Consider the following 24,327-nt stretch of genomic DNA (forward strand, 5'->3'; position numbering starts at 1 on the left):
GGGGCCCCACGGCCGAGGAGCGACAACGGCCCAAGGAATCAGGTCCGCACCTTTTCGATCACCGGCCGCTTGTTGCTCGAAGCAAGAAAGGCAGGCAGATCGGCGACCGATGGCAGCACCGCGTCGGCCAGCGGCTCCAGCACCTCGCGCGAGCTGTTGCCGCTCAGGACGCCAATGGCATAGCCGGCATCGGCGGCACGCGCCGTTTCCATATCGTGCGGGTTGTCGCCGACCATGGCGATATTCCAGGCTTCCAGGCCGGTCGCCCTGGCAAAATGGTGGACCGGGTCCGGGTGCGGCTTCGGGCGCAGGGCCGTGTCGTAGCCGATAAAGGTGTGGAACAGGTTGGTGAGCCCCAGCGCTTCCGCTGTCGCCCGCGCGCCCGCTTCCGAATCATTGGTGGCGATGCCGAGCAGATATCCCTCCCGTCGCAATGCCTCCAGCGCTCCTTGCAATCCATCAATGGCAACGGCGGCGCGGGCCCCTTCGCTGACGCAATAATCATTATACTCCCGGATCAGCGCCGCGCGGTCCGCTTCGCTTGCGTCCGGATGCCAGAGATCGACGACATCCTCAACGGTGCCAGCCGCGATCACCGAATTGGCGCGGAAGCGCTTTGCCTCCCAATCATAACCGCCCTCCTCCAGCAGGGCGCGGGCCTTCGCCTCATCGCCGCCAGCCGAACGCCGTGCCAGTTCCTTCGATATGCCGAACCATGTCCGGTTGAAATCGACCAGCGTGCCGTCCTTGTCGAAAAGGATGGCCCGGATGGCCCGAAGCGGCATGTGCGCCATCATGCCTCCAATGCGCCGGGGCGCTTGGCGACAGCCGAGAGACGGGAACCGAGAAGCTTGAGAAGATCGTCACCGCGCCTGACATAGCGCAGGCTGCGCCGCGTCAGGATGCGGCCGGTCTGCGGCGCGGTCAGCGTGACATCGCCGGATGCATCGCCGGGCCGTGTGACAATGGTGACGAGGCTATCGCCCTCCCTGACCTCGTCGCCGGGGACGACATGATAAAGCACCATGCCGCCCTGCGGCGCCCGCACCATCTCGACATGGCTAAGCGGCGTCACCGGGCCATCGAAACTTGCCGAAAGCGTCTCGCCGTCATCCCTCACCACACCGCGATGGACGAGGAAACGGTAAAGGCCCTGCGCATCCGACCACCCTGTCTCGAAGTCGACATCGGCAAGCCCGCGGAACTCGACGGTCGTGACGGCGCGGCGCTTCATGTCGCGGGCATCCGCGGACAACTGCAAAACCGGGTATGCGCAGGCTTCCTCGAAGGCGGCATCGGCGGTCGAATCCCAGGAGAGGATCGCCTTCGAGCCGAGTGCTGCGGCGAGGTCCAACATGTCGGCCAAGAAATCCTGATGGATATAGAGATAGTTCTCGCTCTGATCGTCGCAGTGCAGATCGAGCACGATCTCATGCGGCAAAGCGAGGCGCAGAAGTGTCGCCTTCAGCCTTTCGGCAAGCGGCACCGGCGCATCGATGTCCAGCAGGCCGGATGTGTCGAAATCCGGCAGAAGCGGGAAGGCGCGGTTGAAATTGGTCTGGGTGAATAATTCGAAACGACCGAGATGCTGATAGGCCTGCCACTGGTTCGAGGCGATCGGGTTGGCCTGCGGAACGATGGTGATATCACCGGCGATGCGGCCCTCGGCCTTAGCCTTTTCCAGAAGCGGAACGAGGAAATGCAGAGCCGCCTGGCCGGGGAGCTCGCCGCCATGCAGCGAGGATTGCAGATAGGCCGTCGGCGCATTCGCGTCGCCGCCTTCAAAACGCAGGACCCGCAATTCGATGGCGTTGCCGGGCACATCGCCAGGAAGGGTGATCGTCTCAGTCTTCATGATCTCTATCGGTCCGCATTTCTTATCAGCGTTTCGGGGTCGGTCCAGATGGGCAAGCGGCAAAGCCTGTCAGGTCATTTAGCGCCGTTTCCTGAGATGGGCGACAAGGCCTTGCGTGGAGGCGTCGCGGCCTTCGGCGGATTTCTCGCCTGAGACGACGGGCAGAAGCTCCGTCGCCAGTTCCTTGCCCAGTTCCACGCCCCATTGGTCAAAGGCATTGATGCCGAAGAGCTGCGCCTCGACGAAGACGCGATGCTCGTAAAGCGCCACCAGCCGGCCGAGCGCAAAGGGATCGAGCAGATCGTGAATGATGGTGAGCGACGGCCGGTTGCCGGAAAAGACGCGGTGCGGGGCCAGGCGGTCGATCTCCGCCTGTTCCATCCCCTTGGCGGCAAGCTGCGCCTTGGCTTCTTCAAGCGTGCGGCCCTTCATCAACGCCTGCGACTGCGCCAGGCAATTGGCCAAAAGCATCTCGTGCTGGTTGACGAGATGCGGCTCGTGCCCCCTCGCCGCGACGATGAATTCCACCGGGATGACATCGGTCCCCTGGTGCAGAAGCTGGAAAAAGGCATGCTGGCCATTGGTGCCCGGCTCGCCCCACACCACCGGCCCGGTCGGGCCCGATACCGGCCCGCCGTCGATGGTGACGCTCTTGCCGTTCGATTCCATGTCGAGCTGCTGGAGATAGGCCGGAAGCCGGGCCAGACGCTGGTCGTAGGGAATGACGGCGCGGCTGCCATAGCCCGAGATGGCGCGGTGCCAATAGCCGATCAGGCCGAGCATCACCGGCAGGTTCTCATCGAGCGGCGCATCGCGGAAATGCACATCCATCGCATGGGCGCCTTCGAGGAAGCGGCGGAAATTTTGCGGCCCGATAGCGATCATCAAAGGCAGGCCGATGGCCGACCAGATGGAATAGCGCCCACCGACCCAGTCCCAAAAGCCGAACACCCGGTCGGACGCGATGCCGAAGGCCGCAACCTTTTCGAGCGCTGTCGAAACGGCGGCGAAATGCGCGCCGACCGCCGCCTCGCCGAGCGCCTCGGCGATCCATTTGCGTGCCGTCTGGGCGTTGGTCATGGTTTCGATCGTGGTGAAGGTCTTCGAGGCGACGATGATCAGCGTCGTCGCCGGATCGAGCGGCCCCAGCGTATCGGCGATATGCGCGCCGTCGATATTGGAGACGAAATGGGCACGCGGCCCGTCATGATAGGGTGACAGCGCCAGCGTCGCCATGACGGGCCCCAGATCCGAACCGCCGATGCCGATATTGACGATGTCGGTGATCTGCTTGCCGGTCGCGCCCTTGATCGAACCATCGCGTATGCCGTTTGAGAACGCCGCCATGCGGCTCAGCACCTCGCGCACGCCAGGCAGCACATCCTCGCCGTCGACCATGATCTTTTCGGACGTCGTGTCGCGCAGCGCGACATGCAGGACGGCGCGGCCTTCCGAATTGTTGATCGGTACACCGGAGAACATGGCGGCGCGGCGACCTTCCACATCGGCGGCGACCGCCAGATCCTTGAGGAGGCGCATGGTCTCGTCATTGACGAGGCATTTCGACCAGTCGAACAGAAGGTCATCGAGCATGAGGGAATAGCGCGAAAAGCGTCCGAGATCGGAGGCGAAGGCGGCGCGCATATCCTTCGGCGCGCCATTTTGCCAATGGCGTTTCAATGCGGCTACGGCTTCGTCGATCTTGGACCCGTTTCTGGTCATGACGCATACTCCCGAATCGAAAGGTTGAGCGAGACTAGAGCCGGAAGAGGAAAAGTGTAAGGCCGGGCGAGGAAATCTCCCCGTCCCGGCCTTTCAAAATTCGAAACAATTTGGGCTTTTCCATTTTGATGGAAACGCCCACCCAGCGCCCTCGTGGTTCGAGGCTCATTCCGCTGCGCTTCATTCGCACCTCACCGTGAGGGCTACTGGAGCGCTGTGCCCTTCACCCTAATCCTGAGGCGCTCGCGACGCGAGCCTCGAAGGACGAGGGTGAAGGGCACCACGTCAAAATCGCCCCGCTTAATGGTTGTCGCGCGGCAGGCCCATGGTCTGGGCGATGCGTTGATATTTGACCGCGGGCTTCAGCACCATGCCCTCGGAGAGCTGGTCGATCATGCCGCGCTGGATCTCCTGCCATGGCGTCTGGTGAGCGGGATACGGATAGCCGCCGGCGGCCATCAGTTCGCTGCGGCGCTTATGCAGTTCCTCGTCGGAGATGAGGATATCTGCCGTCCCCTTCTTCAGGTCTATGCGCAGTCGGTCGCCCGACTTCACCAGCGCCAGACCGCCATTGGCGGCGGCTTCGGGCGAAGCGTTGAGGATCGACGGCGAGCCCGACGTGCCGGACTGGCGGCCGTCGCCGACACATGGCAGGGCATGTACGCCCTTCTTGATGAGATAAGCGGGCGGCTGCATGTTGACGACTTCCGCCCCGCCGGGATAGCCGATGGGACCCGTGCCGCGCATGATCAGGATGGTGTCCTCGTCGAGCCCGAGTGCCGGATCATCGATACGGGCGTGGTAATCCTCCGGACCGTTAAAGACCTGCGCGATGCCCTCGAAGGCATCCGGGTCCGTCGGGTTCGACAAATAGCGGTCGCGGAATTCCGGCGAGATGACGCTGGTCTTCATGATCGCGCTATCGAAGAGATTGCCCTTCAGATTGATGAAGCCGGCCTTCTCCTTCAGCGGATCGGAGAACGGACGGATGACCTTCGTGTCGAGGTTTTCCGCGCCGCGGCAATTCTCGCCGATGCTCTTGCCGTTGATGGTCAGCGCATCGGGATGCGGCAGCTTTCCGGCCTTCATCAGTTCGTTGACGACCGCGGGCACACCGCCGGCATGGTGGTAGTCCTCACCCAGATATTCGCCTGCCGGCTGGAGATTGACCAGAAGCGGGATCTCGTGGCCGAGCGCCTGCCAATCATCATTGTCGAGCTTGACGCCGAGATGGCGGGCGATCGCATTGAGATGGATGGGTGCATTGGTCGAGCCGCCGATGGCCGAATTGACGACGATGGCGTTCTCGAAGGCTTCGCGCGTCATGATGTCAGACGGCCGCAAATTCTCGCGCACCATCTCGACGGCGCGGAAACCGGTTTCGTAGGCGATCTGGCCGCGCTCGCGATAGGGAGCCGGAATGGCCGCGCCGCCCGGCAGTTCCATGCCGAGCGCCTCGGCAAGCGAATTCATCGTCGTCGCCGTGCCCATCGTGTTGCAATAGCCGACGGATGGGGCGGAAGAAGAGACGATATCGATGAACTGATCATAGTCGATCTCGCCCGCTGCAAGCCGCTCGCGCGATTTCCAGACGATGGTGCCGGAACCGGTGCGCTCGCCGCGATGCCAGCCATTGAGCATCGGACCGACGGAAAGGGCAATGGCCGGGAGGTTGACCGTCGCAGCGCCCATCAGCATGGCCGGCGTGGTCTTGTCGCAGCCGACCGTCAGCACGACGCCATCGAGCGGATAGCCATACAGCACCTCGACCAGGCCGAGATAGGCGAGATTGCGATCGAGCGCGGCGGTCGGGCGCTTGCCGGTCTCCTGAATGGGGTGGACCGGAAACTCCAGCGCGACACCGCCGGCGGCCGCGATCCCGTCGCGCACGCGCTTGGCCAGTTCGACATGATGACGGTTGCAGGGCGAGAGATCGGAGCCAGTCTGGGCGATGCCGATAATCGGCTTTCCTGAACGCAACTCACGGCTCGTCAACCCATAATTCAGATAGCGCTCGAGATAGAGCGCCGTCATGCTCGGATTATCGGGATTGTCGAACCATTCCTGAGAACGGAGTGTTCTGGTCTTCTTTTCGCTCATAATTTCGCTTTCCTCACCGGCCGCTTTCCCAGCCTCGCCTTTGCCGCCATGGATAAGACAAACGGCGTCACACGGCAACAAGTATTACTAAATGACTTTTGGATCGTTGCGCGCCATTTGGACGCGTAAAGGGCGCTGCGCGTCTAATACATGGCGAAATCCGACCAAAAAATCTACGTTGCCGGCGATTGAAAGGAAGGAACCAACATGGATTTGACCGGAGAAGAGCGGATCGCCGCGCCGCGCGAGGCGGTGTGGCGGGCGTTGAACGATATCGAGACGCTCAAAGCCTGCATACCAGGATGCGAATCGCTGGAAAAACGCACCGCAACCGAGATCGACGCAGCACTCGGCGTAAGGCTCGGCCCGGTGAAGGTCAGGTTCCACGGTGAGCTCGAACTCTCCAATCTCAATCCGCCTGTTTCCTATACGATCTCAGGCGCGGGCAAAGGCAGCATCGCCGGTTTCGTCCATGGCAGCGCCGATGTGGTGCTGATCGAGGACGGCGGCGAAACCGTGCTGATCTATGCGATCAGGGGCGATGCCGGCGGCGAAATAGCGCAGTTCGGCACCAGGCTGCTCAGCTCGACCTCGCGAAAGCTGGCGGACCGATTTTTCTCCAGCATCGGCAAGGCCGCCAGCGATGGCCGTTCCGAGACATGAGAGAGACTTTGCTCATTATTGACCAGATGATAAAAAATTTGACCTTCTGAGAAAACATGTCATCCTGCCCATATCGGACAAGGCGAAGAAATCGCCACCGGAAAACAGAGCCCAGCGCTTAAGGGAATAGCGCGGCTCCTAAGATGGGAGATGCGATCTCATGGCATCAGCAGGACCTGAATCACCAAAATGGGGATCAGCAGGATCGGCCGCCTTTGAAACCGAAACTCCGGATATCAGGGCGGGCAGGCTCGACCCCGCCGCCTATATCAATGTTTTTGAAGATCTGCACCCGCCGCTGACGCGGCACGAGGCCTTCGTCGAGGCGGATCGCTGCTATTTCTGTTACGATGCCCCGTGCATAAACGCCTGCCCGACCGGCATCGACATTCCCCTCTTCATCCGCCAGATCGGCGCAGACAATCCGACCGGCTCGGCCAAGACCATCCTGGCCGAAAACATCCTCGGCGGCATGTGCGCCCGCGTCTGCCCGACCGAGACGCTGTGCGAGCAGGCCTGCGTGCGCGAAGCAGCGGAAGGCAAGCCGGTGAAGATCGGCCTTCTGCAGCGCTACGCAACCGACCATCTGATGGCGGAGGGCAAGCATCCTTTTACTCGCACAACACCGACCGGCAAGCATATCGCCGTGGTTGGCGCAGGCCCGGCCGGGCTATCGGCGGCGCACCGCCTTGCCAAACTTGGCCACGAGGTGACGATTTTCGAGACGCGGCCGAAAAGCGGCGGCCTCAACGAATATGGCATCGCCGCCTACAAGACCGTCGATGATTTTGCCCGGAGGGAGCTGGAATTCATCCTGGAGATCGGCGGCATCACCATCGAGAACGGCAAGGTGCTTGGCCGCGACATCAGCCTCGAGGCGTTGAAAGCCGGTCATGACGCAGTGTTTCTCGGCATGGGCCTGCCCGAGGTCAACGATCTCGGCCTTGACGGCGAGGATGCCGAAGGCTGCATCGACGCGGTGGAATATATCGCGGCGCTGCGTCAAAGCGACGATCTTTCGAGCCTACCCGTGGGCCGTGACGCGGTGGTCATCGGCGGCGGCATGACGGCCATCGACGTCGCCATCCAGGTCAAGCTGCTTGGAGCGCAAAACGTCACCATCGCCTACAGGCGCGGGCGGGAAAGCATGAATGCCAGCGCCTATGAGCAGGAACTGGCGCAGACGCATGGCGTCGTCATCCGCCACTGGCTGCAGCCGACAGCGCTGAAGCGCAATGCCTCTGATACCATCAGCGGCATCGAGCTCGAATATACCGCTCAGGCGAACGGCAAGCTCGTCGGTACCGGCGAGATGCTGACGCTTGCGGCGGACCAGGTGTTCAAGGCGATCGGCCAGACGTTCGACGCCCACCCCCTCGCCGGCTCCGGAATTGGCCTGGCAAAGGGCCGCATCAGCGTCGATGCGGAGCGGCGCACCTCCGTCGAAGGCATATGGGCCGGCGGCGACTGCATCGCGGACGGCCAGGATCTGACGGTCGCCGCCGTCCAGGACGGCAAGCTCGCAGCGGAATCCATCCACCGCGCCTTGATGCGGGTGCCGGATCAGATCGACGGCTTTGCCGAAGCCGTCCTTGCAGGCGGCGCGGCTGGCTCGACCGGCCACATGCCGCAACCACAGCCTTCGGCTGATCCACTGGCGCGCTGAAGACGGGGATAAGGACCACATATCATGGCTGATCTCTCAAGCAATTTCCTCGGCATCAAATCTCCCAACCCGTTCTGGCTGGCTTCCGCGCCGCCGACCGACAAGGCCTATAATGTCGAACGCGCCTTCAAGGCGGGATGGGGCGGCGTGGTCTGGAAGACGCTCGGCGAACAGGGACCGCCGGTCGTCAATGTCAACGGTCCGCGCTATGGCGCGATCCACGGGCCGGACCGCAGGCTCCTCGGCCTCAACAATATCGAGCTCATCACCGATCGACCGCTGGATATGAATTTGCGGGAAATGAAGGAGGTGAAGATGCGCTGGCCGGACCGCGCGCTGATCGCCTCGATCATGGTGCCCTGCGAGGAAAGCGCGTGGAGGGCGATCCTGCCGCTGGTCGAGGAAACAGGGGCTGACGGTATCGAGCTCAATTTCGGCTGTCCGCACGGGATGAGCGAGCGCGGCATGGGCGCTGCGGTCGGCCAGGTGCCGGAATATATCGAAATGGTGGTGCGCTGGTGCAAGCAGTACAGCCGCATGCCCGTCATCACCAAGCTGACGCCCAACATCGCCGATATCCGCAAGCCGGCGCGCGCCGCAAAGGCGGGCGGCACGGATGCGGTGTCGCTGATCAATACGATCAATTCCATCGTCTCGGTCGACCTCGACGATTTCTCGCCCATCCCCTCGATCGACGGGCGCGGTTCGCATGGCGGCTATTGCGGCCCTGCCGTCAAGCCGATCGCGCTCAACATGGTGGCGGAAATCGCCCGCGATCCGGAAACGCGCGGCCTGCCGATCTCCGGCATCGGCGGCATCACCACCTGGCGCGACGCCGCCGAATTCATCGCGCTCGGCTGCGGCAATGTGCAGGTCTGCACGGCTGCGATGACCTATGGCTTCAAGGTCGTGCAGGAAATGATCGATGGGCTCTCGGACTGGATGGACCGCAAGGGCTTCCGCTCCATCGAGGAATTCCAGGGCATGGCGGTGCCGAATGTCACCGACTGGCAGTATCTCAATCTGAACCACGTCACCAAGGCGCGGATCGACCAGGATCTCTGCATCAAATGCGGACGCTGCCATATCGCGTGCGAGGACACGTCGCACCAGGCGATCACCGCGACGGTCAACAGTGCGCGGCATTTCGAGGTCATCGACGAGGAATGCGTCGGTTGCAATCTGTGCGTCAATGTCTGCCCCGTCGAGGATTGCATCACGATGGAGACGATTTCCGGCATCGATCCGCGCACCAAGGCGCCGATCCATGCCGACTATGCCAACTGGACGACCCATCCGAACAATCCGATGGCGAAAATGGCGGCGGAGTGAATTGCCGGGAGATCCGTTTCAGCCGCGCGGCCTGATGCCGTTGAGAATGATGCTGATCACGGCCTGTGCCGTCTGTTCGTGGAAGCCGGGACGGTTGACCTGCGAACCAAGGATGGCGCGCACCTGTACATCGAAATCCGCATAATGCTGGGTGGTGGCCCAGATCATGAAGATGAGATGATAGGGATCGACGGGGCTGAGCTTCTTTTCATCCACCCAGCGGCGGATGATTGTGGCCTTCTCATCAACGAGCTCTTTCAGATGGCCTTTCAGAAAATCGGAAATCGCCGGGGCGCCATGCAGGATTTCATTGGCGAAAAGGCGGGACGCCTCAGGCTTCTCCTCCGACATCTTCAGCTTCAGCGTGATGTATTTGCGCAGTTCCTCGACCGGGTCTCCAGCCGGGTCTATGTCATCCAGGGGACGCAGCCATTCCTCCAGCGTATCTTCGAGAACCGTCACATAGATGTTCTGCTTACGCGGAAAATAATAGAGCAGGTTGGGCTTCGACATGCCGGCCTTTTCGGCGATCTGGTCGATCGTCGAGCCGCGAAATCCATAGGTCGAAAAGACCTCGAGCGCGGCTTCGAGAATGATGCGCCGGTTGATGCCCTGGATACGGGTCGTGCCTTCGGCCTTCTCCCCGTTCTTGCGTTTGACCGCCGTGGCCATTTGACACCTTTCAATCGAGGGAGCACCTTCGAAAACGCTGAAAGCGCTTGACCGCATCCCACTGCTCTTCTAGCCTGCATTTTGACCAAGTAGTCAAGTTTTTGATTATGGCAGCACCCCAAGCGGCAGGTCACGGGAACATAAGAAACACAGCGGGTGAAACTCCGCAATCAGGAGGCAGGGCGCATGTCGGATTCGGCATTGAGCACCAATAATCCCGGCACGTCCAACGGTCGGTTGAAGCTGAGCCTCCGTCTCTCTTTCAGCGCCAGGGATATTTGCCCGCCACCACTGGCCGATATTCTCAAGAAGCTCGCATAAGGCAAACCGCAAAGCAATTGGAGGGAATTCCATCATGGCACTCAACGGCAATCTCAGGATCAACGGCGACCGCCTCTGGGAAGGCCTGATGGAGATGGCGAAGATCGGGCCCGGATTGCGCGGCGGCAACAACCGTCAGACGCTGACCGACGCGGACGCGGCGGGGCGCAGTCTCTTCCAGACATGGTGCGAAGCGGCCGGTATGACGATCGGCGTCGACAAGATGGGCACGATGTTCGCCACCCGCCCCGGAACCGATCCGAACGCGCTGCCCGTCTATGTCGGCAGCCATCTCGACACGCAGCCGACCGGCGGCAAATATGACGGCGTGCTGGGCGTCCTCAGCGGGCTCGAAATCGTGCGGACGCTCAACGACCTCGGCATCAAGACGAAGCACCCGATCGTCGTCACAAACTGGACCAATGAGGAAGGCGCGCGCTTCGCCCCGGCCATGCTCGCCTCCGGCGTTTTCGCCGGCGTCCACACGCTCGACTACGCCTATGCCCGCACCGACCCTGAGGGCAAGACATTCGGCGACGAGCTGAAACGCATCGGCTGGGTGGGCGACGAGGAAGTCGGCGCGCGCAAGATGCACGCTTATCTCGAATATCACATCGAGCAGGGGCCGATCCTCGAGGCGGAGAGCAAGCAGATCGGCGTCGTCACCCATTGCCAGGGCCTCTGGTGGCTTGAGGTGACGCTGACCGGCAAGGAAGCGCATACCGGCTCGACGCCGATGAATTTGCGCGTCAATGCCGGGCTCGCCATGGCGCGCATCCTCGAAATGGTGCAGGCGGTGGCCATGGAAAACCAGCCGGGAGCCGTCGGCGGCGTCGGGCAGATGTTCTTTTCGCCCAATTCGCGCAACGTCCTGCCGGGCAAGGTGGTGTTCACCATCGACATCCGCACGCCGGACCAGGCGAAGCTCGACCGCATGCGGGCGAAGATCGAGGCGGAAGCGCCTGCGATTGCCGAAGTCCTCGGCGTCGGCTGCTCTATCGAAGCTGTCGGGCATTTCGATCCGATCACCTTCGACCCGGTGCTGGTCGGCCGTGTCCGCGACGCCGCCGAGAGGCTCGGCTACAGCTATATGGATCTCATCTCCGGCGCGGGGCATGATGCCTGCTGGGCGGCCAGGGTCGCGCCGGCAACGATGGTCATGTGCCCCTGCGTCGATGGCCTCAGCCATAATGAAGACGAAGAGATCTCCAAGGAATGGGCGGCGGCGGGGGCCGACGTGCTGTTCCACGCGGCGGTCGAAACGGCGGAGATCGTGGAGTAGCATTGGCCTGACGAATACAACGCAAGCTGTTCGGTAGAATACCAAAAGGGGAACGAACAAAATGGCGACAAAAGTCATCAAGGGCGGTACGATCATTGCCGCTGATCGCAGTTACAAGGCGGATGTGCTGATCGACGGTGAGACCATCGCGGCCGTTGGCGACAATCTCTCCGGCGACGAGGTGATCGACGCGACCGGCTGCTATCTGATGCCGGGCGGCATCGACCCGCATACGCATCTGCAGATGCCGTTCATGGGCACCTATTCCTCCGATGATTTCGACACGGGCACGGCGGCGGCGCTGGCTGGCGGCACGACCATGGTGGTCGATTTCGTGCTGCCCGGCGCCGAAGGCGGGCTGCTCGACGCGCTGCAGGAATGGTTCCAGAAGGCGGGCAAGGCGCGCACGGATTATTCCTTCCACATGGCGATCACCGGCTGGAACAAGCAGATCTTCGACGAGATGCCCGAGGTGGTGGCGCGCGGCATCAACACCTTCAAGCATTTCATGGCGTATAAGGGCGCGCTGATGGTCAATGACGACGAGATGTTCGCCTCGTTCCAGCGCTGCGCCGAGATCGGCGCCATGCCGCTTGTCCATGCCGAGAACGGCGATGTGGTCGCGCATCTGCAGCAAAAGCTGCTGGCGCAAGGCAATAACGGCCCGGAAGCGCATGCCTATTCCCGCCCGCCGGAGGTGGAGGGCGAAGCAACCAATCGCGCCATCATGATCGCCGACCAGGCAGGCGTGCCGCTCTATGTGGTGCATGTCTCGTGCGAGGAGAGCCACGAGGCAATCCGGCGCGCCCGGCAGAAGGGAATGCGGGTCTTCGGCGAGCCGCTGATCCAGCATCTGGTGCTCGACGAAAACGAATACAGACACGAAGATTGGGATTATGCGGCGCGGCGCGTCATGTCGCCGCCGTTCCGCGACAAGCGGCATCAAGACGGGCTGTGGGCGGGGCTCGCCGCCGGCAGCCTGCAGGTCGTGGCGACAGACCATTGCGCCTTCACCACCGAGCAGAAGCGCTTCGGCCTTGGCGATTTCACCAGGATACCCAACGGCACCGGCGGGCTCGAAGACCGGCTTCCGGTGCTGTGGACCAAGGGCGTGCGCACCGGGCGCCTGACGCCGAACGAATTCGTCGCCGTGACCTCCACCAACATCGCCCGCATCCTCAACATTTACCCGAAGAAGGGCGCTATCCTGCCGGGGTCGGACGCGGATATCGTGATATGGGACCCGGAGGCGAAGAAGACGATCTCGGCCAGGACGCAGAAATCGGCGATCGACTACAATGTCTTCGAAGGCATCGAAGTGACGGGCCTGCCGCGCATGACGCTGTCGCGCGGACGCATCGCCTACAGGGATGGCGAAGTTCTGGCGCAAACCGGAGACGGGCGTTTCGTCGAGCGCGCGCCGCACTCAGCCGCCAACCGCGCGCTCTCGACCTGGAAGGAACTGGTGGCGCCGCGCAAAGTCGAACGCAAGCCCGAACATATGCCGGCCGGGGTCTGAGGGGTCTGATGAATGTCGCTCCCGGAATCTCGCAAGGGCCGCATATGAACGCCGCTGCTTCTGGCCTTGGATCCAATGGACCGGTGATCGATGCGCGTGGATTGTCGCTCGTCTTCCAGACCGGCGACGGTCCGGTCCATGCGCTCTCCAATATCGATCTTACGGTGGAGCGCGGCGAGTTCGTCTCCTTCATCGGCCCATCAGGTTGCGGCAAGACCACGCTCTTGCGCGTCATCGCCGATCTGGAGCAGCCGACATCGGGCACGATCACCGTCAATGGCGTGACGCCGGAGGAAGCGCGCAGGAAGCGCGCCTACGGCTATGTGTTCCAGGCGGCGGCGCTCTATCCCTGGCGGACGATTGCCGCCAATATCTCGCTACCGCTCGAGGTGATGGGCGTTGCCAAGGCGGAACGCACCGCGCTGATCGAGAAGAACCTGGCGCTGGTCAATCTCACCGGCTTCGGCAAGAAATATCCCTGGCAGCTTTCCGGCGGCATGCAGCAGCGCGCCTCCATCGCCCGCGCGCTCTCCTTCGACCCCGACATGCTTTTGATGGACGAGCCGTTCGGCGCGCTCGACGAGATCGTCCGCGACCATCTCAACGAGCAGCTTCTGAAGCTCTGGGCAAAGACGCGGAAGACGGTGATCTTCGTCACCCATTCCATCCCCGAAGCGGTGTTCCTGTCGACCAGGATCGTGGTGATGAGTCCGCGTCCCGGCCGCATCCACGAGATCATCGATTGCGATCTCGGGCCAGACCGTCCGCTGGAAATCCGCGAGACGCCGGAATTCTTGAAGATCGCCCACCGCGTGCGCGAGGGGCTGCGACTGGGGCATAGTTATGAGCAATAGGGTGGTGCGAGACATTACCCCCCTCTGCCCTGCCGGGCATCTCCCCCTCAAGGAGGGAGATTGGCTGACACGGACGACACTGCTTACTCCTCGACGCTTGCGATTGGTCGCAAACTTCTATGAAGAGATAATCTCCCTCCTTGCGGGGGAGATGCCCGGCAGGGCAGAGGGGGGTGAAAATTCGCGCCCGCCTCTGCACTTTGCGGAGGGCACCACATGACCTTCCTGCGCGACAAGCTCTTCCCGGTCACGACCGTTCTCATCATCATCGCCGCGCTCTGGTACCTGCTGGCGATATTCCTCAACGCGCCTTTCGAGCGCGACCAGGCGGAACGTAGCGGGAGGGAGCTTTCCACCAGCCAGCTCATCACCAACACGATGCACCAGGAGCGGCCGGTGCTGCCCGCGCCGCATCAGGTGGCGGAGGAAATCCGCAAAACCGTCTTCGATATCAAGCCGACCTCGAAACGCAGCCTCGTCTATCATGGCGGAGTGACGCTTTCCTCCACACTTCTCGGCTTCATCATGGGCACACTGCTCGGCATATTGCTGGCGGTCGGCATCGTCCATTCGCGCACGCTCGACAAGAGCCTGATGCCGTGGATCATCGCCTCGCAGACCATCCCCATCCTGGCGATTGCGCCGATGATCATCGTGGTGTTGAACGCGGTCGGCATGACCGGCCTTCTGCCGAAGGCGATGATTTCGACCTATCTGTCGTTCTTCCCAGTCGCCGTCGGCATGGTGAAGGGCCTGCGCTCGCCCGAGATCACGCATCTCGATTTGATGCGCACCTATCATGCCTCAGCCTCCCAGGTGTTCTGGAAACTGCGCTGGCCGGCAGCGCTGCCCTATCTCTTCACCTCGATGAAGATCGCCGTCGCCATCAGCCTCGTCGGCGCCATCGTCGGCGAATTGCCGACCGGCGCGGTGGCGGGGCTCGGCGCGCGGCTTCTCGCCGGCTCCTATTACGGCCAGACGGTGCAGATATGGGCGGCGCTGATCGCCGCATCGCTGATGGCCGCCGTGCTGGTGGCGCTGGTCGGGCTTGCCGCCCATTTCGTCAATAGGCGGATGGGCGCACATGCGGGCGGGGCAAGACCATGATCAAGCCATTGCTTCTCGTCATCGCAGTCTGGCTCGTCGCCTGGTTTTCCGTGAAGAGCCTCGCCGGTTTGCGGCTTGCCTCACCGCGCGGGCAGCGGCTGGTCGATCTCGCTATTCCCGCCCTCTTCGGCATATGGCTGCTGGTGCTCTGGGAGCTGATCGTCCGCGCCTTCGAGATACCGTCCGTGCTGTTGCCGGCCCCTTCGATGATATGGGCGCGCATCAGTTCGTCGGTTCCCACGCTCTGGGCCGATTTCCGCCAGACCTATCTGAAGGCCGTCATCGCCGGCTATGCGCTCGGCTGCGGCGCGGGCTTCATCACCGCCATCATCGTCGACCGTGTGCCGTTCCTGCGCAAGGGGCTCTTGCCGATCGGCAATCTCGTCGCCGCGCTGCCCGTCGTCGGCATCGCACCGATCATGGTGATGTGGTTCGGCTTCGACTGGCCGTCCAAGGCGGCGGTCGTCATCATCATGACCTTCTTCCCGATGCTGGTGAACACGGTGGCGGGGCTCGCCGCCTCGGGGCATATGGAGCGCGATCTGATGCGCACCTATGGCTCGAACTATTGGCAGACGCTCCTAAAGCTCCGGCTTCCCGCGGCGATGCCGTTCATCTTCAACGCGCTGAAGATCAATTCGACGCTGGCGCTGATCGGCGCGATCGTGGCGGAGTTCTTCGGCACGCCGATCGTCGGCATGGGCTTTCGCATCTCGGCGGAAATCGGACGGATGAATGTCGACATGGTCTGGGCCGAAATCTTCGTCGCCGCCCTTGCCGGCTCGCTTTCCTATGGGATGATCGCGCTGATCGAGCGCGCCGTCACATTCTGGCATCCATCGTACAGAACCTAAGAATACGGACTCCGTTCGCATAAGGCGGAGCCGCCAACCAGAGGAGAACCACTATGAAAAAGACGATCGCATTATCGCTCGGGATCGCCATGTCGCTGATGGCAGGCACGGCGCTTGCAGCCGACAAGCTGACGCTGCAGCTCAAATGGGTGACGCAGGGCCAGTTCGCCGGCTATTACGTCGCCAAGGACAAGGGCTTCTACGAGGAAGAAGGCCTCGATGTCGAGATCAAGCCGGGCGGTCCGGATGTCGCCCCGCCGCAGGTGATCGCAGGAGGCGGCGCCGACGTGATCGTCGACTGGATGCCCTCGGCGCTCGCCACGCGCGAAAAGGGTGTGCCGCTCGTCAACATCGCGCAGCCATTCAAGCGCTCGGGCATGATGCTGACCTGCCGCAAGGAGACCGGCATCACCAAGCCTGAGGATTTCAAGGGCAAGACGCTCGGCGTCTGGTTCGGCGGCAATGAATATCCGTTCCTGTCGTGGATGAACCATCTCGGCATCAAGACCGATGGCGGGCCGGAAGGCGTGACCGTTCTCAAGCAGGGCTTCAATGTCGATCCGCTGATCCAGAAGCAGGCCGATTGCATCTCCACCATGACCTATAATGAATATTGGCAGGTGATCGACGCCGGCATTCCGGAAGACCAGCTCGTCGTCTTCAAATATGAGGATCAGGGCGTGGCGACGCTGGAGGACGGGCTTTACGTCCTCGACAAGAGCCTCGACGACCCGGCAATGGTCGACAAGCTCGCCCGCTTCGTCAAAGCCTCGATGAAGGGCTGGGACTATGCGCGCGAAAACCCCGACGAGGCGGCGGAGATCATCCTGGAAAACGATGCTTCCGGCGCGCAGACCGAAAAGCACCAGAAGCGGATGGTGGGCGAGATCAACAAGCTGACCGAAGGTTCGGACGGCAAGCTCGACACGGCGGCGGCCGACCGCACGGTGGAAACGCTGATGAGCGGCGGCTCCGATCCCGTCATCACCAAGAAGCCGGAAGGCGCCTGGACCACCAAGGTGATGGACGCGATCAAGTAGGCTTTTAGCGCGCTTCCTGTTTTAATGGAATCGCGAGGCGCCCCCCTCTACCCTCCTGAGCTTGTCGAAGGGCGGAGGGGGCGCTGTCCCGCCAGCGTTTCAGATGAGTCGCTGATATGAAGAGATGGAGTCCCTCCCGCTCTACTCCGCCGGCGCCGGCTTTCTCGCCGCGTGCTCCAGTTCGCGCTGCAAACGGGCATGCTCCTCGGCTTTCGGCTTGGTGAAACGACCGAGCAGGAGATAGGCGACGGGCGTCACATAGAGCGTCGCCACGGTGGCAAGGCCGAGGCCGCCGACGATGACCCAGCCGAGCGCGATACGCGCCTCGGCGCCGGCGCCGCTTGCCAATACCAGCGGCACGCCGCCGAGCACGGCGCAGATCATGGTCATCGTCACCGGGCGCAGGCGGATATTCGCGGCCTCCTCGATCGCCTCGCGCACGCTCAAGCCCTTGTCACGCAACTGATCAGCGAATTCGACGATGAGAATGCCGTTCTTGGCCATGATGCCGACGAGGAGGACAAGGCCGATCTGGCTATAGACGTTGAGGCTTGTTCCCGTCATCAGCATGGCAAAGACGGCGCAGCCGAGACCGAGCGGCACGGTCGCCATGACGATCAGCGCGCTGATGAAACTTTCGAACTGGGCCGCCAGGACGAGCAGGATGATGACGATGGCGAAGCCGAAGGTGATTGCCAGGCCGGTGGAGGTTTCGCCCAGCGTCTGCGCTTCCGCCAGCGGAATGATGCGCGAGCCGGCGGGCAGGAATGGCGCCGCTATTTCCTGTGCGGCCGCATAGGCATTGCCGAGCGCGAAGCCCGGACGGAGGCCCGAAGTGATCGCGACGGAGCGCATCCGCTGCTCGCGGTTGAGTTGCGGCGGCACGGCTTTCTCGACAACGCTAGCGATGGAAGACATCGGCACGTAGCGCCCGTCCCCCGTCTTCATGAAGATGTTTTCAAGATCGGTCGGATCGTTGATCGGATTCGTCGTGGAAACGAGTTTGACGTCGAAACTGCGGTCGCCGATATAGACCGAGCCGATCTTGCGCCCGTCGAGGACGGACTGGACGGCATTGGCGAGCCCTGTGATATCGATGCCGAGATCGGAAGCGCGTTCGCGGTTGATATCGACCGAGAGCTGCGGCTGCGTCGGCTCGACCGAAAGGCGCGGCTGCTGGAAGCGGGGATCCTTTTCCATCGCCGCAACGACATTCTGGGCGGCCGTCTGGAGATCCGCATAATTATTGCCGACCAGCGCGAATTGCAGTCCGTTGCCCGCGCCGCGGATGCCGAGGCTGTTGGGCTGGGCAGCGAAGATGCGTATGCCGGTGACGGGCTCAAGCCTCTTCTGCACATCGGCCATGATCTGCTGCTGGGTGCGACTACGCTCACCCCAGGGCGCAAGCCTCAGGACGATGAAGCCGTTGTTCGATGAGCCGCCCGAACCGGCGATGGCGAAGGTGCTCTCGATCTCGCCGGAATCGTGCAGCGGCTGGAGCAGCGCTTCGATCCGGTCGATCTGCGACTGCAGGAACTCGATGCTGATGCCCTGAGGCCCATTGAGGCGCAGGAACGCGATGGCGCGATCTTCGCTCGGTGTCAGTTCCTGGCGTATCAGCCCATAAGCGCCGTAAGATATGGCCGCGAAGAGAACCGCCACGATGACGACGATCAGCGGGGCCGAAAGGCAGGCATGGAGGCTCACCCGGTAAAACCGGGCGAGCAGGCCGCCGAAACGCCTGATCATGCCGGGCGAATGGTTGATATCCTCATGATGCACCGCGGCTTCGGTCAGGAAGCGCGAGGCAAGCATCGGACAAAGCGTCAACGCGACGATAGAAGACAGGAAAACCGCCATCGCCAGCACGAAGCCGAATTCGCGGAAGAGCCCGCCGGTCTGCCCCGGCAGGAAGGAGATCGGCACGAAGACGGCAACGAGGGTCAGCGTCGTGGCGATGACGGCGAAGAACACCTCCTCGGTCCCCAATACGGCTGCCGCGCGCGGACCGATGCCCAGGTTGCGGCGGCGCACGATGTTTTCAAGCACGACGATCGCATCGTCGACCACGAGGCCGGTGGCGAGCACCAGCGCCAGCAGCGTCAGGATATTGACCGAGAAGCCGGCGAGATAGATGGCCGCGAACGTACCGATCAGCGCGACCGGCAGCGAGATGGCCGGGATCAGCGTGGCGCGAATATCCCACAGAAACAGGAATATGATCAGGATGACGATGAGGACGGAGGCGATCAGCGCGATTTCGACCTCGTGAATAGCACCGTTGATGAACGTGGCGTCATCGCTGGTGACGCGAAGCTCGACGCCTTGCGGCAGGGTCTTCTGCAGCCTGTCAACCGCAGCACGGATGCCCTTCGAGATTTCGAGCGTGTTCGACTGGGCCTGACGGATGATGCCGAGCCCGATGGCCGAGCGGCCGTTGGCGCGCACGGCGGAGGATTCGATATCCGGCCCCAGCGTCACATTGGCGACATCGCCGATCTTGGTGTGACCGTTGATGAAGATATCCTCGAAGCCTTCCGGCGTGGTGATCGTCGCGGAGGCGCGCACGACGATCGACTGATCGTTACTCCTCAAGGAGCCCGCCGGGGTGTCGAGCGCCATGGTGGAAAGGGCATTGGAGACATCGGCAATGGTGAGGCCGTAGCTCGCAAGCTTCGCCTGATCGATGTCGATGCGGAAGATCTTGTCACGGTCGCCGAATACCTGCACGTCGGCGACGCCGGGGACTGCGGCGAGGACGTCCTGTATCTCGTCCTCGACCAGCACCGTCATGTCCTGGACGGGCATGGTGTTCGACAATACGGCAAGCCGCACCACCGGATCGGCATTGGCGTCGGCCTTGATGATGCGCGAGGCATCGGCGTCTTCGGGCAGGTCGTTGGCGACGCGCGATATGGCGTCGCGCATGTCGGCTGCGGCGACGTTGAGATCGACGCCGTCATTGAACTCGACCGTCACGCGGCTGCGCCCGAATGACGACGTCGATGAAATCGACTTCACGCCGGAAACGCGCGCCACGGCGTTTTCCAGAACCTGCGTCAACTCGCGGTCGATGGTTTCCGCCGATGCGCCGTCGAACGAGGTGCTGATGGTGACCATAGGGCGATCGACATCCGGCAGCTCACGGATGCTGACGCCGGTAAAAGCGGCAAGGCCGGCCACGACGATCAGAACATTGAGAACGAAGGCAAGAACCGGGCGGCGGATGAAAAGCGCGGTCAAGCCGCCTTCACTGGAGGCGGGGGAGGAAGCTGGAGAACGTTCGCTCATCGCGGGCTCATCCGGCGTTGTCGATGGGGGAGACGAAAGGCTTCACCTCCGGACCGTCGGACGTGGCGCCCTCGTCCCTGGTAATCCTGACCGGATTGCCCGCGCGCACGCTCTGCACGCCCTGCGTGACGATCATGTCGCCTTCTTGCAATTGCGCATCGACCAGAATGCTCGAGGTGTTGCGCTGGATGATGCGCACGGGAACCCTTTCGGCCAGCCCGCCGACGATACGCCAGACGAAGGCGCCATCGGCGCTCCACTGGACGGCCAGCGGATCGACGGAAGGATAGGTGTCGCCCGGAAACGGGATCGTCACCTCGAAGGACATGCCGGCACGCAGCACATCCTTCGGGTTGGCTATCCCGGCACGCACACGCAATGTCCGGCTCGCCGGGTCGATCATGTTGTCGACGGCGCTGATCTTGCCCTCGAACCGCTGCCCCGGCATGGCGATGGCAGTCGCGGTGAGCGGCTGGCCGACCCTGATCTGCGGTGCGTAACGCTGCGGCACCCAGATATCGATCAGTATCTGCGAGCGGTCGTCGATGGTCGCGATCGACGTCTGCGCCGTGATGAAATTGCCGGCATTCACCGGCAGAATACCGATGATGCCGGAGATCGGCGCGGTTACCGTCCGGCGACTGAGCGCGAGGCTCGCCTCCTCCGATGCAAGCCTGGCGTTGGCGACGGCAAGCTCGGCATCGACCACCTGCACCTGCGTCGCCGTATTGGTCGAGCGCAGCGTCGTGATGCGACGCAATGTGTTTTGGGCGTCCTGCAAGGCGATTTGCGCTTTGTCCGAGGCGATTTTCTCGTTTCCGGCGTCAAGCTGGGCGATCGGCTCGCCCGCCTTCACCCTCGCGCCTGCCTTGACCAGAAGCTTTGTCATCATCCCGCCGGTATAGGGCGTCACCGAAACCGTCTCCAGCGCACGGCCCGTGCCAATGGCCGTCAGCCGATTATTGATCGTCTGGCGCTCGGCGGGCCGGGCGACGACCAGCGTACCATCTCGCGCGGCGCCATCCTGCCCGCTTGCGGCATTCTGCGGCGTGGAGGTTGCCTCAGCGGGTAGCCAGTCGATGCCGACACGCGCGAGAAGGGCATTTGCACCGGGATAAAAATAAGCCCAGCCGGCGAAAGCAGCCAGCAGGAGAAAGACAGTCAGGACAATCTGCTTCCAGACTTTCATCCAGCACTCCGGTCATGGGAACACATATGGCAACGCAACGCGTCGGCAGCACCGATCATACGCCCAAACATCCGAAGGGCATATGTGGCAAATGGCAGGGGAATTAACAAAACATGATCGTCATCTAGCAAGGGGCGCGGCCTTCTCTGATCGGTCGTAGCCTCTGGTGAGACATTCAAATCATTTTGCTGTGGCGGCAATTTGCCCATCATGGTCCGGCGCGTCCAATTAAATTTATGTAATCAAACGCCGCACCGGGAAAGAAGCCTCTTGATATTGCTCATATAGTATGACTTTTAAACGCAGAATGTGATGGACATCCCCATGAAGGGATGAAACCCGTGGAATTGGGAGGGTGATTTGAATCTGGTTCAACTGATCGGCGAAAAAGGCAAACGACAGGTCGCAGCGCGGACGAAGGACGGCTTCTTTGTCGTTCGGCGCACACGCTCGGTGCTCGAACTCGCCCATACGGCAGTCGAAGGCGAAACGACGATTGCCGCCGCCGCCGAAGCGCGCGGGCTCGGCAAGGCCGTCGACGTGGATGCGGCCTATGACGAGGGACGCCTGCTGCTGCCCATCGACGCGCCTGATGCGGCGCATATCCATCTCACCGGGACCGGACTCACCCATCTCGGCTCGGCCTCGACGCGCGATGCCATGCACAAGAAGGCTTCGGCGCAGAAGAAGGACGAGAACCTCACCGATTCGATGAAGATGTTCCAGATGGGAATCGAGGCCGGAAAGCCTGAAAAGGGCAAGGCCGGCGTCCAGCCCGAATGGTTCTACAAGGGCAACGGCACGATGCTCGCGGCGCCGGGCGCCGCACTCCTGTCGCCTGACTTCGCCGATGATGGCGGCGAGGAACCCGAGATCGCCGGCATCTATCTCATCGGCCCCGACGGCACGCCCTTCCGTCTCGGCTTCGCGCTCGCCAATGAATTTTCCGACCATATCATGGAGCGGGTCAACTATCTCTACCTCGCCCATTCGAAGCTGCGCCCCTGCTCGGTCGGGCCTGAACTGCGGACCGGCAAGCTGCCGGCGCATATCAGCGGCACGTCGCGCATCTTGCGCAACGGCAAGCCGCTTTGGGAAAAGCCGTTCCTGTCGGGCGAAGACAACATGTCCCACACCATCGCCAATCTGGAACATCATCATTTCAAATATGAGCTCTTCCGCCAGCCCGGCGATATCCACATCCACATGTTCGGAACGGCGACGCTTTCCTTCGCTGATGGCATCCGCACGGAGCCGGGCGATGTCTTCGAGATCGAAGCCGAGGAATTCGGCCTGCCACTGCGCAATCCGCTGCAAAATTCCAAGCCGGAAAAGGTGAAGATCAAGGCGCTTTAAAGAGCCTCCCGCTCCCCGGTTGGCCGATCAGAAAAAGATTGCCCATATATACAAAATTTTGTATATATGGGCTGATGATTGATCCGAAGCCTGTCCAGTTCCTGAGGAGCGCCCTTGACGATCTGCGCGCCTTCCCGGCAGTTGCAAGGCGTGAGGCCGGATATCAACTCGATCGAGTGCAGCATGGCCGTGATCCTGATGATTGGAAACCGATGGCTACGGTCGGAAAAGGCGTACAGGAAATTCGGCTTCGGGACGATTCGGGTGCATTCCGGGTACTATACGTCGCAAAATTCGCTGATACAGTCTACGTGTTGCACTGTTTTCAGAAAAAGACGCAGAAGACCAGAAAAACGGATTTGGATGTGGCCGGAAAACGTTATCGAGAGCTGATGAAGGAACTGGGGAAATGACCAACCAGCGCTTTGACAGTGTGTGGGATGCGATTGAGGACACTCCTGCCCAGGCTGAAAACATGAAACTCCGCTCAGTGCTGATGACGGCTCTCAAAGAGCGCATCACGCGCGACGGCATGAGCCAAGTTCAGGCTGCGGAATTGTTCGGCGTAACACAACCGCGTATCTCCGATCTCATACGGGGCAAAATTGACCTGTTCAGCCTGGATATGTTGGTCAATATGGCGGCTTCGGCTGGACTGCACCTCGAGATGCGCGTGCTGGATGCCGCATAACGCAGGGATTTCGCGACATTTCGTCTAAGATAGTCGTCCCCCCAACAGCCTTCTCAGCTGGTCACGCTGTCTTTTTCGCGTTCGGCGTGGGCGACGCGCTCCGCGCCTTCGAAGATGACGAGCCGCATGGCGGTGCGGGCGGCTTCCGGGTCCTGCCTGGCGATGGCATCGGCGATGGCGCGGTGCTTCATGACGGATGCTGCGTGCCGCTTCGAATCGGGAATGGGTGAGCTGAGCGTGAAGGCGGTGACCAATGCGACCTCGATCAGGGCGCTGAGCGAACGCATGAACGGATTGCCTGAAGCTTCGGCAACCGTCAGGTGGAACTGCAGGTCGCTATAGACGAAGTTCTGCGCCGTATCATCCCGGTCGCCCATCCGGTCCGCCCAGTGATAGAGATCGGCCAACTGCTTTTCCGTGCGTCTTTGCGCGGCGAGCGCCGCTGCTTCGGGTTCCAGCGCCAGCCGCATTTCGGCGAGGCTCTCCATGAACTTCTGATCCACGCCCGCCTCGAAATGCCAGATCAGAATATCGGGATCGAAAAGATTCCATTGGGAGCGTTCGCGCACCCGCGTGCCGATCTTGGCCTTGGGCTGGATCAGTCCCTTGGCGGCCAGCGTCTTCAGCGCCTCGCGCAGCACGGTCCGTGAAACGCCGAAGCGTTCGAGAAGTTCGGCGTCTCCAGGCAGGATGCTTTTCTCGGCGTAGCGCCCCTTGACGATGCCGAGCCCCAGATCGTGCATGACATGTGCGTGATGGGTGCGCGACTGCGCCGAGCTGCTGAAATCATATTGGCCAAGCTGCATCTTGTCG

The 24,327-nt window shown here is 62.0% G+C and carries 21 protein-coding genes; 13 read left to right on the forward strand and 8 right to left on the reverse strand.

The genetic code is table 11. The annotated features are described in order from the left end of the window. Positions 1 to 38: 38 nt before the first annotated feature. From C5748_RS20385 to C5748_RS20400, 4 genes are all read right to left on the reverse strand, one after another. Complete coding sequence (locus C5748_RS20385; protein ID WP_105743776.1) at positions 39 to 797, reverse strand: HAD family hydrolase; 759 nt, start codon at positions 795 to 797, stop codon at positions 39 to 41. Then, positions 794 to 1,855 carry a M14 family metallopeptidase gene (locus C5748_RS20390; protein ID WP_105743777.1) on the reverse strand — a complete coding sequence of 354 codons (1,062 nt, stop codon included), beginning with the start codon at positions 1,853 to 1,855 and terminating at the stop codon, positions 794 to 796. Before C5748_RS20390 ends, C5748_RS20385 begins: the two co-directional genes overlap by 4 nt. A gap of 78 nt (positions 1,856 to 1,933) precedes the next feature. Next, positions 1,934 to 3,577, reverse strand: a complete 1,644-nt coding sequence (gene pgi, locus C5748_RS20395) for a glucose-6-phosphate isomerase (protein ID WP_105743778.1) — start codon at positions 3,575 to 3,577, stop codon at positions 1,934 to 1,936. Between the two features lie 300 nt (positions 3,578 to 3,877). Beyond that, complete coding sequence (locus C5748_RS20400; protein WP_105743779.1) at positions 3,878 to 5,677, reverse strand: IlvD/Edd family dehydratase; 1,800 nt, start codon at positions 5,675 to 5,677, stop codon at positions 3,878 to 3,880. 207 nt (positions 5,678 to 5,884) lie between these two features. On the opposite strand from C5748_RS20400, the gene C5748_RS20405 reads away from it, so the two are divergent. From C5748_RS20405 to preA, 3 genes are all read left to right on the forward strand, one after another. Next, positions 5,885 to 6,340 (forward strand): SRPBCC family protein, encoded by a 456-nt coding sequence (locus C5748_RS20405; protein ID WP_105743780.1) that lies wholly within the window; start codon positions 5,885 to 5,887, stop codon positions 6,338 to 6,340. A 160-nt stretch (positions 6,341 to 6,500) separates the two neighbouring features. Continuing rightward, positions 6,501 to 8,006: an NAD(P)-dependent oxidoreductase gene (locus C5748_RS20410; RefSeq protein WP_105743781.1), complete on the forward strand. Its 1,506-nt coding sequence runs from the start codon at positions 6,501 to 6,503 to the stop codon at positions 8,004 to 8,006. 24 nt (positions 8,007 to 8,030) lie between these two features. Further along, positions 8,031 to 9,338, forward strand: a complete 1,308-nt coding sequence (preA, locus tag C5748_RS20415) for an NAD-dependent dihydropyrimidine dehydrogenase subunit PreA (RefSeq protein WP_105743782.1) — start codon at positions 8,031 to 8,033, stop codon at positions 9,336 to 9,338. A gap of 18 nt (positions 9,339 to 9,356) precedes the next feature. Here preA and rutR read toward each other — a convergent pair whose 3' ends face one another. Next, positions 9,357 to 10,010 carry an HTH-type transcriptional regulator RutR gene (gene rutR, locus C5748_RS20420; RefSeq protein WP_105743783.1) on the reverse strand — a complete coding sequence of 218 codons (654 nt, stop codon included), beginning with the start codon at positions 10,008 to 10,010 and terminating at the stop codon, positions 9,357 to 9,359. Positions 10,011 to 10,196: 186 nt separating this feature from the next. Between rutR and C5748_RS29250 the strand changes: the two genes are divergently transcribed. The 7 genes from C5748_RS29250 (at position 10,197) to C5748_RS20455 (ending at position 16,987) form a co-directional block, all read left to right on the forward strand. Next, positions 10,197 to 10,331, forward strand: a complete 135-nt coding sequence (locus C5748_RS29250) for a hypothetical protein (protein WP_280953494.1) — start codon at positions 10,197 to 10,199, stop codon at positions 10,329 to 10,331. Between the two features lie 34 nt (positions 10,332 to 10,365). Then, positions 10,366 to 11,613: a Zn-dependent hydrolase gene (locus tag C5748_RS20425; protein WP_105743784.1), complete on the forward strand. Its 1,248-nt coding sequence runs from the start codon at positions 10,366 to 10,368 to the stop codon at positions 11,611 to 11,613. Positions 11,614 to 11,674: 61 nt separating this feature from the next. Next, positions 11,675 to 13,132, forward strand: coding sequence for a dihydropyrimidinase (gene hydA / locus C5748_RS20430; RefSeq protein ID WP_105743785.1), 1,458 nt, complete (start codon positions 11,675 to 11,677; stop codon positions 13,130 to 13,132). 44 nt (positions 13,133 to 13,176) lie between these two features. Beyond that, complete coding sequence (locus C5748_RS20435) at positions 13,177 to 13,986, forward strand: ABC transporter ATP-binding protein (RefSeq protein WP_105743873.1); 810 nt, start codon at positions 13,177 to 13,179, stop codon at positions 13,984 to 13,986. 216 nt (positions 13,987 to 14,202) lie between these two features. Next, on the forward strand, positions 14,203 to 15,093 hold the full coding sequence (locus C5748_RS20445; RefSeq protein WP_105743787.1) for an ABC transporter permease: 891 nt from the start codon (positions 14,203 to 14,205) through the stop codon (positions 15,091 to 15,093). Beyond that, a complete protein-coding gene (locus C5748_RS20450) occupies positions 15,090 to 15,947 on the forward strand; it encodes an ABC transporter permease (protein WP_105743788.1) in 858 nt (285 codons plus the stop codon). The genes C5748_RS20445 and C5748_RS20450 overlap by 4 nt, the downstream gene beginning before the upstream one ends. Positions 15,948 to 16,000: 53 nt before the next feature. Continuing rightward, positions 16,001 to 16,987, forward strand: a complete 987-nt coding sequence (locus C5748_RS20455; protein ID WP_105743789.1) for an ABC transporter substrate-binding protein — start codon at positions 16,001 to 16,003, stop codon at positions 16,985 to 16,987. A gap of 141 nt (positions 16,988 to 17,128) precedes the next feature. Here the strand turns inward: C5748_RS20455 and C5748_RS20460 are convergent, their stop codons facing one another. Both C5748_RS20460 and C5748_RS20465 read right to left on the reverse strand, forming a co-directional pair. After that, positions 17,129 to 20,278, reverse strand: a complete 3,150-nt coding sequence (locus tag C5748_RS20460; protein ID WP_105743790.1) for an efflux RND transporter permease subunit — start codon at positions 20,276 to 20,278, stop codon at positions 17,129 to 17,131. 7 nt (positions 20,279 to 20,285) lie between these two features. Continuing rightward, on the reverse strand, positions 20,286 to 21,467 hold the full coding sequence (locus C5748_RS20465) for an efflux RND transporter periplasmic adaptor subunit (protein WP_105743791.1): 1,182 nt from the start codon (positions 21,465 to 21,467) through the stop codon (positions 20,286 to 20,288). 360 nt (positions 21,468 to 21,827) lie between these two features. On the opposite strand from C5748_RS20465, the gene araD1 reads away from it, so the two are divergent. From araD1 to C5748_RS20480, 3 genes are all read left to right on the forward strand, one after another. After that, positions 21,828 to 22,823 (forward strand): AraD1 family protein, encoded by a 996-nt coding sequence (gene araD1, locus C5748_RS20470; RefSeq protein WP_105743792.1) that lies wholly within the window; start codon positions 21,828 to 21,830, stop codon positions 22,821 to 22,823. A 74-nt stretch (positions 22,824 to 22,897) separates the two neighbouring features. Then, positions 22,898 to 23,236 carry a type II toxin-antitoxin system RelE/ParE family toxin gene (locus tag C5748_RS20475; RefSeq protein WP_105743875.1) on the forward strand — a complete coding sequence of 113 codons (339 nt, stop codon included), beginning with the start codon at positions 22,898 to 22,900 and terminating at the stop codon, positions 23,234 to 23,236. Then, a complete protein-coding gene (locus tag C5748_RS20480; protein ID WP_105743794.1) occupies positions 23,233 to 23,514 on the forward strand; it encodes a helix-turn-helix domain-containing protein in 282 nt (93 codons plus the stop codon). Before C5748_RS20475 ends, C5748_RS20480 begins: the two co-directional genes overlap by 4 nt. Before the next feature lie 53 nt (positions 23,515 to 23,567). Here the strand turns inward: C5748_RS20480 and C5748_RS20485 are convergent, their stop codons facing one another. Next, positions 23,568 to 24,320 (reverse strand): FadR/GntR family transcriptional regulator, encoded by a 753-nt coding sequence (locus C5748_RS20485; protein WP_105743877.1) that lies wholly within the window; start codon positions 24,318 to 24,320, stop codon positions 23,568 to 23,570. Positions 24,321 to 24,327: the final 7 nt, after the last annotated feature.

This window comes from Phyllobacterium phragmitis, assembly GCF_002980495.1.
Lineage (GTDB): Bacteria > Pseudomonadota > Alphaproteobacteria > Rhizobiales > Rhizobiaceae > Paramesorhizobium > Paramesorhizobium phragmitis.